This window comes from Acinetobacter sp. ACIN00229 (genome assembly GCF_016106645.1).
GTDB classification, from domain to species: domain Bacteria; phylum Pseudomonadota; class Gammaproteobacteria; order Pseudomonadales; family Moraxellaceae; genus Acinetobacter; species Acinetobacter oleivorans.
The window spans coordinates 24,227-39,635 of sequence record NZ_JADWOM010000010.1 but is presented as its reverse complement, the minus strand read 5'-3'; the positions used below and the strand labels follow the sequence as shown (position 1 = coordinate 39,635).

The window sequence follows — 15,409 nt, the reverse complement described above, 5'->3', positions numbered from 1 at the left end:
AGAATCAGTCAATAAAAAAATCGAAGCATATATGGGTACCTTGCACAAGGGTTAAGCCTTTAGAAATCGTATGATCTACGAGTAAACCATCTCTGTACATTAACTGAATATTAAATGTTTCTAAACGAATACTTAGGTCTGCATCAAATTTCGCTGCTTGCTCTCTACTGCTCTTAAACCCCAATCCTCTACCACTTTGCTTACCATGCCTTGTAATATTACCTTTTGAAAAAACTTCAAAGACTAGACCAATATCACTGTCTTCACCATCATCTGGAAATTTTGAATGAAGCTTTGGATAGTTTTTTTCTAATGTTTGCCTTAATGTTTTAACCACACCAAGACCACTATCCGAAATGACTGTTTGTATATGTTTTGGTCTATGCATTGGCTTATAAATTTGAAGAGCTGCGAAACCATCCAAATTTGATTCACTATGCTCACTGACATTACCAATAAACTCAGAAAAGATTGTCAGAGCAGCTAAATCATAGTCATTGGAAGTTCTACTAACAAAGCTTGAATGAAGATTTAATATTAAATGTTTATTTTTACTAGTTGGCGATATAGAACCGAATTCTACCAATGAGGATGTATTTCCTTTAAACAAAGCAGCAGTTGAAGACTCCGGTTTTTCTGGTAATACTTTTATTTCATTTAGTAATAGATCAAAGAAACCAGCTCTATTTAAATATCCAATTGAATCTTTACAGCTCCCGAGATCTATAATTACTCTAATCCCTTTATTAACAAGCTGATTAGATAATGCGAGAAATCTTGCTATTGATTCCAATAAAAATTTAGTTTTTTTCTCAAATACAAATTTAACTGTATTTTTAGATTTAAATAAATCAGAGTGTTCTTTTAGAACACTCTCAAACTTTTCAGCATTGATCCAACCTGATGGAAATATAATAACTGTGTTTCGCTCTAAATTACTCCATCTAAAATTTTCATCTTGATGAAATTTATCTTTATTCTTATCAAGAAATGAATTTATTTCACGCTTCTCTTTACCAAGTTCTTTTGCAATCTCACGTCCCGTTAAATTCGGATGTTTTGACAAAACATTAAAAATTAAATTCTGTAAATCATCCAAACCTTTTACTCCATACTCATTTATTGCTTTAAAAAACTTGCAATTAAAAATAAGTTATTAATAATAAAAGATTCTGTAGAATTTTCAATCTACAGAATCTTTTATTTTGATACTAAGTAGAAAACTATGTGAAATTTAAATATTCCCACCTACACCTTTAAATTTTTCAACTAATATCGCAATTTTTTGAAAAACACTTTGTTTCTTTGTCAAGTACTGCGGATTTAATGGGCTCATTTTTGGCAGAACTGCATTAAGCTCAGTACCATTTTCACTGGCAAATTCTCTCTTCAAAGAGTTCATAATGTAGCGTTTCGCTGCATCCTCATTCAAATTTTCATCAATTATTAACTCCTGCACTTCGCGCTGTTGTTCTGATTGTGCAAAAGTAAAGAACGCATCAATCAAACTCGCTTTATCCTCGATCTGATCCAGATCAGTTTGATTAATAAAATCAACGATTAAACTTTCTTTAGCTCGATTGCCTAGGCTAGCACGAATCACTCGTCGCATATCTTCAACTAAGGTTGCCTTATCTTTCACTTTTTTATTATTTTCAAAAATTAGCTCTAAAATGTAATCTAGATTAATCTCTTGTGATTTCAATAAGTCAACTTCAAAAACCACATCATCCCAATCAATTGTTGATTGCTCTTTTTGTTCAGCCGATTTTTCTCTACGCAACCAATCACGAACATCATTGTAGCTAGAGCGATAATCTTGGATTTTCCGCTCGGCTGGCATATGAATCGTTTGCAAATTAACTAAATCTTCATCACTCAAATAATGCTTATTTTTAAATGCTTCAACTGCCTCAGCATCATCCATATCCACCGTTTGTAGTTCTTTTAAACTTGCAAACTCATCGTAGTTTTGCAGTACATTTTCTACACGTAAATATTCACCAAATAATTTAGCAAAAGCTTTTTTATCTGATTCTTTAAAAATCTCATCAGGATTTGGAAAGCGTTGTTCCAACTCCGTCACAACCTCTACAAAGCCACGTCGTGCCTCACCAGTCAGTACATCGGTAAAGCCCTCCATATATTCTTTATAGCTTTTTTCTAACACAACATTCTTAGTATTACTATTACCAAATAAAGTAATAGCATTAATCGTCGCTTGCTCTAAATCACGAAAAGTAACAATATTACCAAATGTTTTAGTCGCATCATAAATACGATTAGTACGTGAATAAGCCTGCATTAGCCCATGATAGCGTAGATTTTTATCTACAAATAAAGTATTTAATGTTGGGGCATCAAATCCTGTTAAGAACATACCAACCACTATCAATAAATCAATTTCTTTTGCTTTCACTTGCTTTGCAAGATCACGGTAATAGTTTTGAAAACCCTTACTATCAACACTAAAGTTGGTTTTAAATAATGCGTTATAGTCTGCAATTGCCGAACTTAAAAACTCTTTAGCACTGCTATTCATGGCTGAAACATCAAAACTTTCGTCCTGAATATCACCTACACCATCCTGTTCCTCATTGGCAGTAAATGAAAAAATAGTCGCTATCTTTAAAGGCTTATCAGTATTTTTCTGCAATTTTTTAAGTGATTCATAATACAGCTTTGCAGCATCAACACTACTCACCGCAAACATGGCATTAAAGCCCTTACTACTCACTTGTAGACGATGCGTTTTTTGGCGAAAATTATTTAAGATGTACTGACTAATCTCACGAATACGTTCTGGATGTAGTAAAGCCTGTTTATTTTCATACGCACTAAGCTTTTTCTCATCCTGTTCAGTTTCAATGGATTTAAATTGCGGACGCACATCATTATAGTCCACCTTAAACTTTAATACTTTCTCATCTCTAATTGCATCTGTAATCACATACGAATGTAATTCACGACCAAATACACTTGCCGTATCTTCTGCACCTAAGGCATTCTTTCCTGCAAAAATCGGAGTGCCAGTAAAACCAAATTGATAAAACTTTTTGAATTTTTTCTTTAAGTTTTTCTGTGCCTCACCAAACTGACTACGATGACATTCATCAAAAATAAACACCACTTGTTTGTTGTAGATCGGCAAGTCACTTTCTGTTTTCATCAAATTGTTTAGTTTTTGGATAGTAGTAACAATAATTTTATTATCGTCTTTATCTAAATTTCGTTTTAAGCCTGCGGTACTGTCAGAACCATTAACACTATCAGGCGAAAAACGTTGATACTCTTTCATAGTCTGATAGTCGAGATCTTTACGATCTACTACAAAGAATACTTTATCAATATAATCCAGCTCAGTTGCCAAACGCGCGGCTTTGAAGCTAGTCAAGGTTTTACCTGAACCTGTGGTATGCCAAATAAAGCCACCACTTTCAGTCTTGCTCCAATTTTTAGTTTCAAACGAGCTTTTGATTTTCCATAAAATACGTTCAGTCGCTGCAATCTGATAAGGGCGCATTACGAGTAAAGTATCGCTTACATCAAATACAGAATAATTGAGCAATACATTAAGCAGAGTATTTCTTTGGAAAAAAGTGGCTGTAAAGTCCTTTAAATCTTTGATTAGGTTGTTATCTGACTTCGCCCAATTCATCGTAAAATCAAAGGTATTTTTATTACGTGCAGTTGTATTGGCAAAATATCGTGTATCTGTACCATTAGAAATGACGAATAACTGTAAGTACTTATATAGGGAGTTTTCGCTATTAAAGCTTTCTTTACTGTAACGATGCACCTGATTAAAGGCTTCACGTATCGCGATACCACGCTTTTTTAGTTCAATCTGTACTAAAGGCAAGCCATTAACCAAAATAGTGACATCGTAACGATTGGCATGACTGCCTTTCTGTTCAAATTGTTTGATTACCTGTACTTTATTTCGAGCAATATTTTTCTTGTCTAATAAATAGATATTTTGAATACGCCCATCGTCAAAGACAAAATCATGGATATAGTCATCGTGAATTTTTCTTGTTTTTTCTACAATACTATCGCTTGGTTTATCTAAATAAGTTTCAACAAAACGTGACCATTCATCGTCAGAAAATTGTACGTTATTGAGTGTTTGCAACTGTACACGCACATTAGCCAACATTGCATTAGCATTGTTTAATGCAGGTTGAAAGTCGTAACCTTGGTTCACTAAATCTTGAATCAGTTCACACTCTAAATCGCTTTCACTTTGGTAGCTATCTACTACCTGCCAATCTTTGCTGTATTTATCTAAAACAATAAAATTGTTTGATTCAACGATGGGTTTAGTATTATTAACCATTTGTTTCCCCTTGTTGCCAATAGCCATAATTGCTTACTAAGTGATTAAGTAACAATCCTACCGTGTTCTTTTCTGCATCACTTGGTTCAGAGACCACTGAATTTGATAATGTTGAATGACTCGTAAATTGAATGATACGACTTAAATAAGCTTGCTTATCATCAGGCAATAAATCAGACCATTTAGGATAACCTAAAAAATTTGCAGTTTTTTCGTACAAATTACGCAATAAAGTGAAATGATATTTTTGAACATTATTATCTAAGATTGCCTGCTCAATAGTTTCCTTTAGATATAAATGGTATGAAAATTTCTTATCAGAATCACCGAAAGCATCAACAAGATCAAATTTGCCATCATCGAATTTTCTCAGCATATAACATTCTTTATGCTTTAACTCATTATAAATTACATTATAAAACAGTGGATTATGTGTTGAAATAATAAATTTAAGACTTTGAGACTGACTTGATTTTATAAGTGCTGCTAAGTTCACCGCTAGTTCAATTAAATGATTTTCATCTAAAGAACTCACTGGATCATCTATAAAAATATATTCCAAATTATTAAAAACATTTGTAGATCGATCTGCTACATCAACAATATTTAATTCGGAAATCAAGAGCTCAATTAATGAGTTAAAAATACTCCAGACAAAATTACTTTCTTCACCTCTTGATATTTTAATATTCGACTCATGTTGATCATTACCCCTTTCGAAAGAAAAGCTAACTTCAGAAAAATCCGTATTAAAATGTGGTGTTAATTTTTCATTCGTATAGTGCTGAAAAGTTGCAGTGATGTTTTGATCTTGTCCTTGTTCTTCAAGCACCCATTTAGTAAAAGAGTTTGAATGGATCTTTAGAGTGTGATCTGTATCAAGTGCTAAATCATTATTCCAATAAAACAAATCTTCAGTAAATGCACTATAATAAAGAATCTTTTTTTGCCCTAATTCTGAATAAGGTTGCGCTTCTTCAGTATCAGCTTTCGGCGAAATCAGCTCTTTAAATTCACGTGATAGACGTGTTTTTCCAGTACCATTAAAAGCATAAATCAATTGTACTTTTTTTTGAGAATCTTTGAGTTGTTGAGCTATCTCAGTTAGTGTTTTACCCATGTTAAGCCTCTACCTCTTCAGGCTTAGAAAAACTGTATAACAAATCACGATAATATTCATATTGTTTTTGGCGTAATTCAATCTCACGAGGCAAGCCTTCGGTAAGAGAATTTGTTAATTTCTCAAATTTATCAAGAATTGAAACAATACGGGCTTGTTCATCTAGATTTTTCGGAATTTGAAAGCGGTATTCCATTATTTTATCTTTATTTCCTCGGGGCATTTTTGCGCCCTTGGCATACTGCATGTTGTATTCGAAGAATCTCTCATCAGCTAAAATTTGATAAAGATATTGAGCATTTACCGCTTCGTCTTTTAAGCGGATCACAAGCACATCTCCGTTTGTTCCACCAATTCGATCGGCTTGCCATATTTTTTTTAAATAGGGGCGAATATTTCCGATCAAAATATCGCCTTCACTATACCTAGTTAAGTTACCTGAAGTTGGTACGTAATTTGACTCTGTTTTTCCTGCTCGATTTTGCAGGAGATTATCAACACCCACATAATTCATTTTATCAAGCAACTCAAAGCTAATCCGTGTTTTTGAGTACTCTGCCACATCTTCCAACTTTTTCCATTCAAACTTTTCATCTTTAAAACTCAACAACTGATCACGATAATAGTTGTATTGTTTTTTTCTTATGCTAAGTTCGGCGGTCAGCTCGGTGGTCATGGCGCTAAAAGTATCTAAAATTCGAACAATTTCCGTTTGAATCTCAAGGGATTTTTTCGGGTTATCTGGGCATGGGATAGGAACAGGAATTTTTTCAACCTGATGGCTCATCAATTTTGGATTTCCCATTCCCGAATAAACATGTTTATACGATTCGATCGTAAGCCAATAGAATAAATACTTATGATCTAATTTAATTTCTTGATTAATTTTGATAGAACCACATACATTAGTAATTGAAAATTTACCTTTTCGATAAAATACGGTACCTGCATTCGCTCCATCAGTTGTCCAAGTAATATATTCTCCATCAAAATCATAAGTATCAATCTTACCAATTTCACCATCATTTGTAGTTTGTGAACTATATACTGGATATTGGCCAGAATGATCAGCTAAATATTCTTTAGACATAACCCTGCCACGTCGTAATGTTGCTACATCACATAGAGTTTTCCATTCAACATCAACTCCACTTAACAGCTTTTCTATAAAGCTCATGCTACTTCCTCACCTTCAATCTCCGCCACAATTGAATCGATCTCTTTACGAAGTTGATCAATCCTTGCTACGGTAGTTTTTAACTCGGCATTAAGTTTGGCAATATCCACCACTTCGCGGTTGTCCTTAGCTTCGACGTAACTACTGACTGACAGGTTGTATTCGTTGGCAGCAATTTTCTCAAAAGATACCGATTGGGCAAAATGCTCCACATTCGCCTTGCTGTCGAACACCTGCATGATCTGTTCAACATGTTTGTCGGTCAAAATATTATTATTCGTTTCTTTTTTAAATAATCTGCTAGCATCAATAAATTGAGTTGTATTATCAGTTTTATGTTTAGATAACACCAAAATATTCACGGCAATAGTTGTGCCATAAAACAAGTTCGGTGCAAGTGAAATCACTGTTTCAACATAGTTATTATCAACTAAATATTGACGAATTTTTTGCTCAGCACCACCACGGTAAAAAATACCAGGAAAGCATACAATTGCTGCACGACCTTTACTCGAAAGATAACTTAAAGCATGTAACACAAAAGCAAAATCTGCTTTTGACTTAGGTGCTAGTATACCCGCTGGAGCAAAGCGATCATCATTGATCAAAGTTGGATCATCCGAACCTATCCATTTCACTGAGTAAGGTGGATTAGAGACAATCGCATCAAAAGGTTTATCATCACCAAAGTGCGGAGATGTTAAAGTATTACCGAGTTGTATATTAAACTTATCATAGTTGATGTTATGCAAAAACATATTCATTCGTGCTAGGTTATAAGTCGTATGGTTAATCTCTTGACCAAAAAAACCATCTTCAATAATATGTTGGTCAAAATGCTTCTTAGCTTGAAGAAGTAAAGAACCTGAACCACAAGCAGGGTCATAAATTTTGTTTACTTTAGTTTGTTTATGCATCGCAAGTTGTGCAATCAATTTGGATACATGTTGTGGTGTAAAGAACTCACCACCTGATTTACCCGCGTTTGCGGCATAATTAGAGATCAAAAACTCATAAGCATCACCAAACAAATCAATTTGGCTATCTTGAAAATCATTACCAAAATCTAATTCAGCCACACCTTTAAGTACAGCAGCTAAACGTATATTTTTATCTTTAACTGTATTACCTAAACGGTTACTAGTAGTATCAAAGTCAGCAAATAAACCTTTGATATCTTTCTCAGATGGGTAACCATTTGCAGAGCTTTCAATAGCAGAAAAAATAGCTGCTAAATCTGTATTTAGATTTTCATTGTTATTTGCATTTTTTTCGACATTACTAAATAGTTGACTGGGAGCAATAAAATAGCCTTTTGTTTTTATTGCATCATCTTTAATTTCTGCGGTGATAACACTATCAGGTAACTCAGCATATTTGATGCTGTCGTCACCGCCTTCAATATAATTAGCAAAGTTTTCGCTGATGAAGCGGTAGAACAATGTACCTAGTACATATTGTTTAAAATCCCAACCATCAACCGCGCCACGGACTTCGTTGGCGATCTGCCAGATCTGGCGCTGTAGTAGTGCACGTTGTTGGGTACTGGTCATTTTAAATCCAAAAAAATAAGTATCAAAGTTAAAACGAATATTAACCTATAGTGAGTGTATATATACAAGGGGTCTGAGCAATTAGAGTACCTTCTCAAAAAATAAGGGAGCAAAAACTCCCATTACTTTCGCTGCTCCAATTTGGTTTCAATCCACTGATGAATTTCCCAAGCTGACCAACCAATACGCATTTCTGTTAATCGCACAGGCTTAGGAAATGAAGGATCATAATATTTTGAATCCTTATTAATCATTTCGTAGATTTTTGATTTACTAAGAGCAGTAAATTCAACTACATGCTTAATATTAATGATTTGGTTCATCTGAAAAGTTTGACCTATGAACGCACTCATGATGTTTTTCTCCTAATAAATGAAGCGAGCGCATTTCGCTCAAACAATAGGTCATTCCTGTAAAAAACCACTCTCTCCTTAGGCTAAAGACCTTAAGCAATCAATCGTAAAGCTTGCTCTAAACCACGTTGCTTCATCATTGCACCTGCACCGAACCATGCCGAATCAAGTCTGTGGTCAATACTCATTGCACGGCGTTCATGATCTACAAATTCGGTTATTGAACAAAGCAGTCCATAAGCAGTATCTTTAGCTGAAGCTAACTCAGCTCCTCGCCCTTGTCCGTTAAACATTTCCATAGCTTTAGACATTGCTCGTCCATTCGGTTCAGATTTAGAGTTTGATTTTTTATCCATAGAGGCTGCTTTAAGATAATACTGAATAATACTTTCCTCCTGATCTGTAGCACTCATCGTCGTGTTATTAAACACCGTATCGAAGTAAGCAGCAGCTTCATTCTGAGTAACTTTACGTTGACTGAGTTGTTTCATTTCATACATGTGTTCATTCCATGCACGCACTGAAATACCAAGTTGTTGCTTGATCTTCTCCGCATCAAACTTGGTACTATGTGGAACTTTCACGACTCCTGCATTGGAGTTCTGCCCTTTCAAAGCAATCGCCAAAGTGTTGTTACATACCACACGTATAGAGGTAAATTGAGCCGTGGTTGCCAATGTGCCATCACATGCTGTTGCCAACAAAATATAGCCATTACTGACATCCTTGCCTTTCAGTGCTGCCGATTGCCCTGTACGAGCCAATGCCCAAAATTTACGTCCACCTTTGAGTACGCCCGCCGTTTCCAGCTCAAAGCCCGATTGCTCAGTCAGGTCACGATAAAACTCTAAAATCTCTTTAGGCTGTACTTCTTGAAAACGTTGACTTACAACGGATAACGGTGCGTGTGTATCTGAGCGATATAACACACGCTGTTCTTCATAGGGCATAAGGATATTTTGCCCACGCTCATTCTTTGCCATATAGCTGACATTAGATGACTCTATACGCCAGTCCATGCCTGCTTGTTGTGCCCATACTTCTATCGGCTGATTTGGACTGAGTGAATTACCTAATCGATGCCACGGGGTATCGCCAACAAATGCCATTGTTTCTACTAAATGTGCCATACAGTTTTCCTGATAGAGAATAGTTTTGAATATTTTCCAATCCAGATTTCGTGCATAAAAAAGGCCTGCTGTAGTAGCAGGCCGATGTGAGAAAGGTATTAATTTGCTTTCGAATACGGTGATTCAAATAGATGTTACATAACTAAAATTTATTTAGATCTATCAAACTTTTTTAAAAAATTCTCTTTAAATGCTGATGAAAGATTTTAGCTTTTAAAGGGCTTCATTAATCATTTCTCAATTTACCATTTGAACTTCTTTAATACTCCACCGATTTTATTACCAACATCATTTACCATTTCTTTCGTTGATTCTAAAGACTCAGATACAGAGTTCTTAATTGCTTCTTTTCTTTGTTCATCCTTTAAATCTTCAATTGCCTTTTTCTCAACCAAAATATCGTCACTGAATGAAGCTGGAACTAGCTCAAATTGATCATCACTTTTACCAAGATTCTTTAAAAAACTATTTTTGAATTGTGCCATCAACTCTAAATTAGGTTCAGGTAAATAAGCATTAACTACTTCACCATGAATTATTTCTAATAGAACCTCACCTTGATCATGACTACCGTCCATGTCATTTATTGTTAAGTTTATATAAGAAATGAAGTCATTAATATTTTCTAAAAATAGAGTTAATTTAGCTCTCAGTTTGTTTCTTTTTAAAGCTAATTCTTTGTCAGAACTAAACTTTGCATCAAAAGAGTTTATTCTTTTAATCCAAATTTCTCTCAATTCTGATATTTCAGACTTATTAAGATTATTAATTTGATTTATAAAATCGTTTTTTCTTTGGCTAAATAGATCAAATTCATTGCTAAGCAATAAAGTTTGTATCGCTTTAGCTTTAACTCTAGCTACCATGAACCATTGCCCGAGAATGGTTAAATGTGAATCCAACTTATTTGATAAAGCCTCAAAACATTTATCGCTACCAAACATTGAATCATCAATAAAGTTTTCCAATGCATTTATTGAATGTTTAATTTCTTTTGTTAAATGCAATAAGATCGCATCAACTTCTCTACTATCCTGCTCTATTTGAATTCTACGTACAGATGACAAGTTAAATGAATTATTAGCTGAAAGAAAATATTCATCAAAATAATGGTCTATTGCTGCAATTTTACTAGTCCGCTCATCATCTAAAAATTGTTTAATTTCAGCAACTTTAGTATTCATTTTTTTTAATTGAGAGGATATTTCTGCTAAATGTGCTTGACCAACTGCCATTGATACTGCTTTAAAAGCAACTCCAGCGGTGAACAGATTTTTCAAATGCTCAGGATCAAGTAGTCTCGCGTGCGAGTTTATTCCCTTTTCACCTAGTACCAATCCAAGTTTTCCACTACCGTCTTTCGCATTAATTAAATTTCCATTAGCGATTACTCGCATATATGTATTAGTAGAAATTTCTTTCGCTATAGCAATTTCAGGAGCAAATTGAAGAAGCTGATTGAATAGAGGTAAGCTTTTTGTATCTACTTTTATTTTATTTTCCAAATCTACTGACTGGACTGAATTAAAGTTTAACTCTGCTACTTTATTACTAGAATGATTCTTGTCTACTAATTCAGTCATAAGCCCTCAATCTTAATTCTTGGTAATTGTTAATTAATTTTATATCATAATTAATTATTATTTAATAAAATAAACAAGCTTTTAGCCTTATGGGTCTAATAACAAATACTTTTTTCTATTATAAATTAGCTCTGAACCTAATAATGGTTATTAAAAATTTTTTACAAAGAATCATGTATATTCAGATATTAAAAGCTCCAGAAATATTTTTTATTTTCTCTAAAGATAAGTCCTGACCTAAATTGACTCCTTCCTTTTCACAGATTATCATTCCCCTGCTGGCCTACATTGCCAGCCGGCTTTGACAGGCCGTTTTATTGGATTGCATCAGAGTTATTCCTTCTGAGGGATAATTTTGAGGGTACATCTCGTCTCCTCCCGTAGCGGTAGGACGGGAGAGGGACACTTTCGAGTGTGCTGGTGTCAATCCAATCCGGTCTGTCAACCCTCTTTCGTTCTGCCACCATTAAATCATGTCTGGTAGAACTTCTTATCTATATAGGAGTGGTTACCATGACTAATTTCAATTCCTGTTTTAAGAAATCTTTCCTTCCTTTTGCTGATCTATTCAATGGCAAACCGTTGCGCTCCTGTCTCTTGAAAGGTAAGCCACTCGGCTAATAACAAAACTTTTATACACCAACATAATCAACTTTTATTCTGCTTATGCTTCACGAAGTAGGGATAAATACGCCCTGTGAAAATGTTCTCTATACCTTATAGGCGTTGGGATTTAATAGCTTGTGAAGCTTACCAGTCTTCTTGTTTTGTGGGGTAAGAGTAATTCTCTTCTAGAGCTTGGACAAGAAATAAAAGCTGTTTGGTGTTGTGACATGAAGTGATGGTTAAACCAATCAAGGTGAATGCACCTTTCACTTCTATATCAATTTCTTAAATACCTAAAACAAGGACATAACAATGAAAGGTAGAATTCTTGATTTTTCAATCCAGACCAATACTGGAATCATTACAGGCGAAGATCACAAACGCTATAACTTTGTAGGCAATGAGTGGAAAGAAACTCAAGCACCTGTCCGTGGCTATGAAGTTGATTTTGAAATCAATGCTGAGGGGCAAGCAACAGGGGTTTATCTTGAAATAGCAGCCAACCCAACTCCTGCGACAATGAATAAACCAGCTCAAAGTAACTCTTCATACACCTCTCCTACTACCCACGAAAGTTCACATAAAACCACAGGAGTTTTTAGTAAATGGGAACAAGGTGAAGACAACTATCAACAAGCCATATTTACCTGCTTTAAGAAATTTGCAGATTTTAAAGGCCGTGCAAGACGACGTGAGTTCTGGTATTTCGAACTATTCTGTGTGCTATTAAGCCTACTTTTAAGCTTCATGAATGAAGACTTAGCCACACTCGCCATGCTGATTACATTGATTCCGAATATTGCGGTCAATGTAAGACGGCTACATGACATTAACCGTTCAGGTTGGTGGATGTTAATTGCCTTAGTACCCATTGTAGGCGTTCTACTACTGCTGTTTTGGGCTGCCCAAGAAGGTAATCCATCAGCAAATCAATATGGCGAATCACCCAAAGCATAAGTAATCAAGCCATTCCATGACACATCAATAACAACCATCACTTCTGCGCTTATGGAAGTACACGTTTTAGGAATCATCATGAATAATAAAATCATTATTACTTTGCTTGTAAGTTGTTTAATGCAAGCCTGCACCAAAAATGAATCGACAGACAAGGCCACTTCAAATCCTGCTCAAACTGAAGCAGTTAAAGCCAATACAACTGATTCACAACAGTTCATTGAACAAGGCAAAAATGACATTGCCACCTATGGCAAAGAAACTTTACAGTACCTACTTGATCAAAAATCTACTGACAGTTACACAGCCTTTACGGTGGATAATGTCAGATTCCTGCGCCAGCAATCTCCTGATCTTTTTCTTTACACATGGAGCATTCGATTCTTAGACAATCAGTCAGATGATGTCTATGGCTGTGACAACCAGCAACTTTCATGGAACAAGAAAACCAAAGATATTGAATCTACGTTAAATGACGAGTGCTTTAACATTCTTGAGCGTGGCAATCATTCTCAAAACCAAAATGAGACAGCTTCCAACGTACCAGAAACCTCACCTGTAAAAGTTGTAGTGGAAGAAAATCCACATCACTCTTTCATGTCAATCATTAAGGTTCAATCACTTGTAGATGATGTATCTGTTTCAAATGTCACGGTCAATCGTGGTAATTGCCCTTTATACCAAAAAATAACTTCGCCAAGACGACTAGGCTTCGGGCAAACAATGTCCGTAGATACGAACAATTGTAGTCGAGCAAAGATTATTGAGATTGTCGTTTCTACAGATCAAGGAGACTGGAAGTTCGGCTCATAACAATTGGTTCAATAAAATTTAAATGAACTTAATGTCTGAATATCCGTAGAGAAAGATTATGAAAAAAATTACTTACTCCATTTACTTAGCCATATTGTTGACTGGCTGCAACGAGGTCAATTCTGCAAAATTAAACTATCAAGCACAGTCTTGTACTGCCGATAACTCTGTCAGTTGTAATGATATTCGGGTTCGACGAGCAATCGTTGCTACCAAAATGGGATATCAACAAATGATTGATGAAAAAAATAAGTTTGTATCAGAACTTGGACAGACTAGATATGAAAAGTTACTTGGCTTGATGAAGCAAAAGATCGAACACCTCGAAAAGCAGCGCCCTAACCTTTATTTACGATGGTTTCAGGGAGATTCCAGATATTATAAAGATGTAGATTTTGGCGACCATATTGATGCTGAAATTGAGAAGCTTCTTAATACTCAACATGTAGCTTCATCAAATTCTACTCCAGCAGACCTAATTCAAAATGGTGAATCTATTCATGTTGCATCGGAACAAAATCAGACAGATCATTTTTCTGAAAAGTATGAACACAGCTATACTTTCAAAGTAATAAATCCAGTTTTAGAAAAAGATAATGCCTTATTTTTAGATACCGAGGCAGGTCCTATAAAGCTTGATATGCAGTACACATCTGTGGCTCAAAACTTTATCCTTGAAAAGTTAAAACAAGGGGACTGCATCCAGTTTAGTGCTAAAGATGCCCCTATCATGAATGATGATCACCAATTGTATTTTGAGACCTACATTACTGACCCACAAATAGTGCAATGTGTAGCTTCATAAGTAATTTACAGTGGCATACATCGCTAAGGGAGGTTACCCTCCCTAACTTATTCTCTCTTCTTTAATAAAAAGCACCTCCACAGCTTTGACACTGAAAGTGAGATTGCACTGACGGGGTTGGAGCAGACCCAAATATTGAACCTAACAAACCACCGACTACGGCTCCTGCTAATCCACCCACCACAGGTGAAATAGGCAAGCTCTTGGATAATGCTGCCCCCATCGTGGCAAACGAAGCTGACGATGCCAAAGTTTGATTACCTGTCTGCGAACCGCTATTTTGCACTACACGGATGACATGTTCTGAATGGCAGTTTGGGCAAGTAATGTTCATAATATATACCTCTAAAATAGAAAGGGCTTACCATATTGGTAAGCCCTTGAAAACGATGTGTTCTCATCTAGATGGTATATATGTGAAAAATAGTCAAAGAAGCATTAATGATCTTCTTTCAAATTAGGATTTCATCCTTTATGTTCTTCTTCAAGATTCAATCGATCTCCCTTCATAATTGAATTTATGCTACGTAAATCTTTAACTAAAGTTGAAAGATCAAACTCACTACTCTTTTTAAACAAATCGTACATAAGAGTAACCCGTTCAAAAGAAGCTTCAAAAAACCGAGTTATAATAATTTCCTCTTCTACTATTTCAACATCACCATTTGGGGGAATAGATTTATCTATCAAATGCACCAGACCCAGCAAATCATCTTTAAATTCTGCAGGACGTTGACGAAGTAGAGTTAACTGTTCCTCCAAATTATTTTCAAAAGCTTCTAAACCGTCTTCAAATCCTTTAATACATTTCTTTAACTCATCAAAATCCCATTTTAATTCATTCAATTTCGACATGGTTATGACTCCTATATTTAACTTGTGGGGTGTTACATAAGAGACGGGTTTTAGGTATAAAAAAACTAAATTGGAAAGTTCTAGAACTACAAGGCTAAACCCAAGTCCTATGCTTGAC

General features: G+C 35.2%; 13 protein-coding genes. 3 read left to right on the top strand and 10 right to left on the bottom strand.

What is annotated here, in order from left to right:
- Positions 1–4: 4 nt before the first annotated feature.
- From I7H67_RS10820 to I7H67_RS10785, 8 genes are all read right to left on the bottom strand, one after another.
- Positions 5–1,099, bottom strand: coding sequence for an ATP-binding protein (locus I7H67_RS10820; protein WP_198307839.1), 1,095 nt, complete (start codon positions 1,097–1,099; stop codon positions 5–7).
- Between the two features lie 135 nt (positions 1,100–1,234).
- Positions 1,235–4,339, bottom strand: coding sequence for an HsdR family type I site-specific deoxyribonuclease (locus I7H67_RS10815; protein WP_198307838.1), 3,105 nt, complete (start codon positions 4,337–4,339; stop codon positions 1,235–1,237).
- A complete protein-coding gene (locus I7H67_RS10810; RefSeq protein WP_198307837.1) occupies positions 4,332–5,459 on the bottom strand; it encodes an AAA family ATPase in 1,128 nt (375 codons plus the stop codon). The genes I7H67_RS10815 and I7H67_RS10810 overlap by 8 nt, the downstream gene beginning before the upstream one ends.
- 1 nt (position 5,460) lies before the next feature.
- Positions 5,461–6,636, bottom strand: coding sequence for a restriction endonuclease subunit S (locus I7H67_RS10805; RefSeq protein ID WP_198307836.1), 1,176 nt, complete (start codon positions 6,634–6,636; stop codon positions 5,461–5,463).
- Complete coding sequence (locus I7H67_RS10800) at positions 6,633–8,189, bottom strand: type I restriction-modification system subunit M (protein ID WP_198307835.1); 1,557 nt, start codon at positions 8,187–8,189, stop codon at positions 6,633–6,635. Before I7H67_RS10800 ends, I7H67_RS10805 begins: the two co-directional genes overlap by 4 nt.
- Positions 8,190–8,311: 122 nt before the next feature.
- A complete protein-coding gene (locus I7H67_RS10795) occupies positions 8,312–8,542 on the bottom strand; it encodes a helix-turn-helix transcriptional regulator (protein ID WP_198307834.1) in 231 nt (76 codons plus the stop codon).
- A gap of 92 nt (positions 8,543–8,634) precedes the next feature.
- A complete protein-coding gene (locus tag I7H67_RS10790) occupies positions 8,635–9,672 on the bottom strand; it encodes a DUF932 domain-containing protein (RefSeq protein ID WP_198307833.1) in 1,038 nt (345 codons plus the stop codon).
- A gap of 242 nt (positions 9,673–9,914) precedes the next feature.
- Positions 9,915–11,255, bottom strand: a complete 1,341-nt coding sequence (locus I7H67_RS10785) for a hypothetical protein (protein WP_198307832.1) — start codon at positions 11,253–11,255, stop codon at positions 9,915–9,917.
- A 918-nt stretch (positions 11,256–12,173) separates the two neighbouring features.
- On the opposite strand from I7H67_RS10785, the gene I7H67_RS10780 reads away from it, so the two are divergent.
- From I7H67_RS10780 to I7H67_RS10770, 3 genes are all read left to right on the top strand, one after another.
- The gene (locus I7H67_RS10780; RefSeq protein ID WP_198307831.1) at positions 12,174–12,818 is read left to right on the top strand and encodes a DUF805 domain-containing protein; all 645 of its coding nucleotides are present in this window, start codon (positions 12,174–12,176) and stop codon (positions 12,816–12,818) included.
- A gap of 78 nt (positions 12,819–12,896) precedes the next feature.
- Complete coding sequence (locus tag I7H67_RS10775; RefSeq protein WP_198307830.1) at positions 12,897–13,631, top strand: hypothetical protein; 735 nt, start codon at positions 12,897–12,899, stop codon at positions 13,629–13,631.
- 58 nt (positions 13,632–13,689) lie between these two features.
- The gene (locus tag I7H67_RS10770; protein WP_198307829.1) at positions 13,690–14,436 is read left to right on the top strand and encodes a hypothetical protein; all 747 of its coding nucleotides are present in this window, start codon (positions 13,690–13,692) and stop codon (positions 14,434–14,436) included.
- A 61-nt stretch (positions 14,437–14,497) separates the two neighbouring features.
- Here I7H67_RS10770 and I7H67_RS10765 read toward each other — a convergent pair whose 3' ends face one another.
- Positions 14,498–14,770 carry a hypothetical protein gene (locus tag I7H67_RS10765; RefSeq protein ID WP_198307828.1) on the bottom strand — a complete coding sequence of 91 codons (273 nt, stop codon included), beginning with the start codon at positions 14,768–14,770 and terminating at the stop codon, positions 14,498–14,500.
- 131 nt (positions 14,771–14,901) lie between these two features.
- A complete protein-coding gene (locus I7H67_RS10760) occupies positions 14,902–15,291 on the bottom strand; it encodes a hypothetical protein (RefSeq protein ID WP_198307827.1) in 390 nt (129 codons plus the stop codon).
- Positions 15,292–15,409: the final 118 nt, after the last annotated feature.

Coding starts and splice junctions, on each gene's coding strand:
- I7H67_RS10815 (WP_198307838.1), bottom strand. CDS start 4,339: ATGGTTAATAATACTAAACCCATCGTTGAATCAAACAATTTTATTGTT.
- I7H67_RS10810 (WP_198307837.1), bottom strand. CDS start 5,459: ATGGGTAAAACACTAACTGAGATAGCTCAACAACTCAAAGATTCTCAA.
- I7H67_RS10805 (WP_198307836.1), bottom strand. CDS start 6,636: ATGAGCTTTATAGAAAAGCTGTTAAGTGGAGTTGATGTTGAATGGAAA.
- I7H67_RS10800 (WP_198307835.1), bottom strand. CDS start 8,189: ATGACCAGTACCCAACAACGTGCACTACTACAGCGCCAGATCTGGCAG.
- I7H67_RS10795 (WP_198307834.1), bottom strand. CDS start 8,542: ATGAGTGCGTTCATAGGTCAAACTTTTCAGATGAACCAAATCATTAAT.
- I7H67_RS10790 (WP_198307833.1), bottom strand. CDS start 9,672: ATGGCACATTTAGTAGAAACAATGGCATTTGTTGGCGATACCCCGTGG.
- I7H67_RS10785 (WP_198307832.1), bottom strand. CDS start 11,255: ATGACTGAATTAGTAGACAAGAATCATTCTAGTAATAAAGTAGCAGAG.
- I7H67_RS10780 (WP_198307831.1), top strand. CDS start 12,174: ATGAAAGGTAGAATTCTTGATTTTTCAATCCAGACCAATACTGGAATC.
- I7H67_RS10775 (WP_198307830.1), top strand. CDS start 12,897: ATGAATAATAAAATCATTATTACTTTGCTTGTAAGTTGTTTAATGCAA.
- I7H67_RS10770 (WP_198307829.1), top strand. CDS start 13,690: ATGAAAAAAATTACTTACTCCATTTACTTAGCCATATTGTTGACTGGC.
- I7H67_RS10765 (WP_198307828.1), bottom strand. CDS start 14,770: ATGAACATTACTTGCCCAAACTGCCATTCAGAACATGTCATCCGTGTA.
- I7H67_RS10760 (WP_198307827.1), bottom strand. CDS start 15,291: ATGTCGAAATTGAATGAATTAAAATGGGATTTTGATGAGTTAAAGAAA.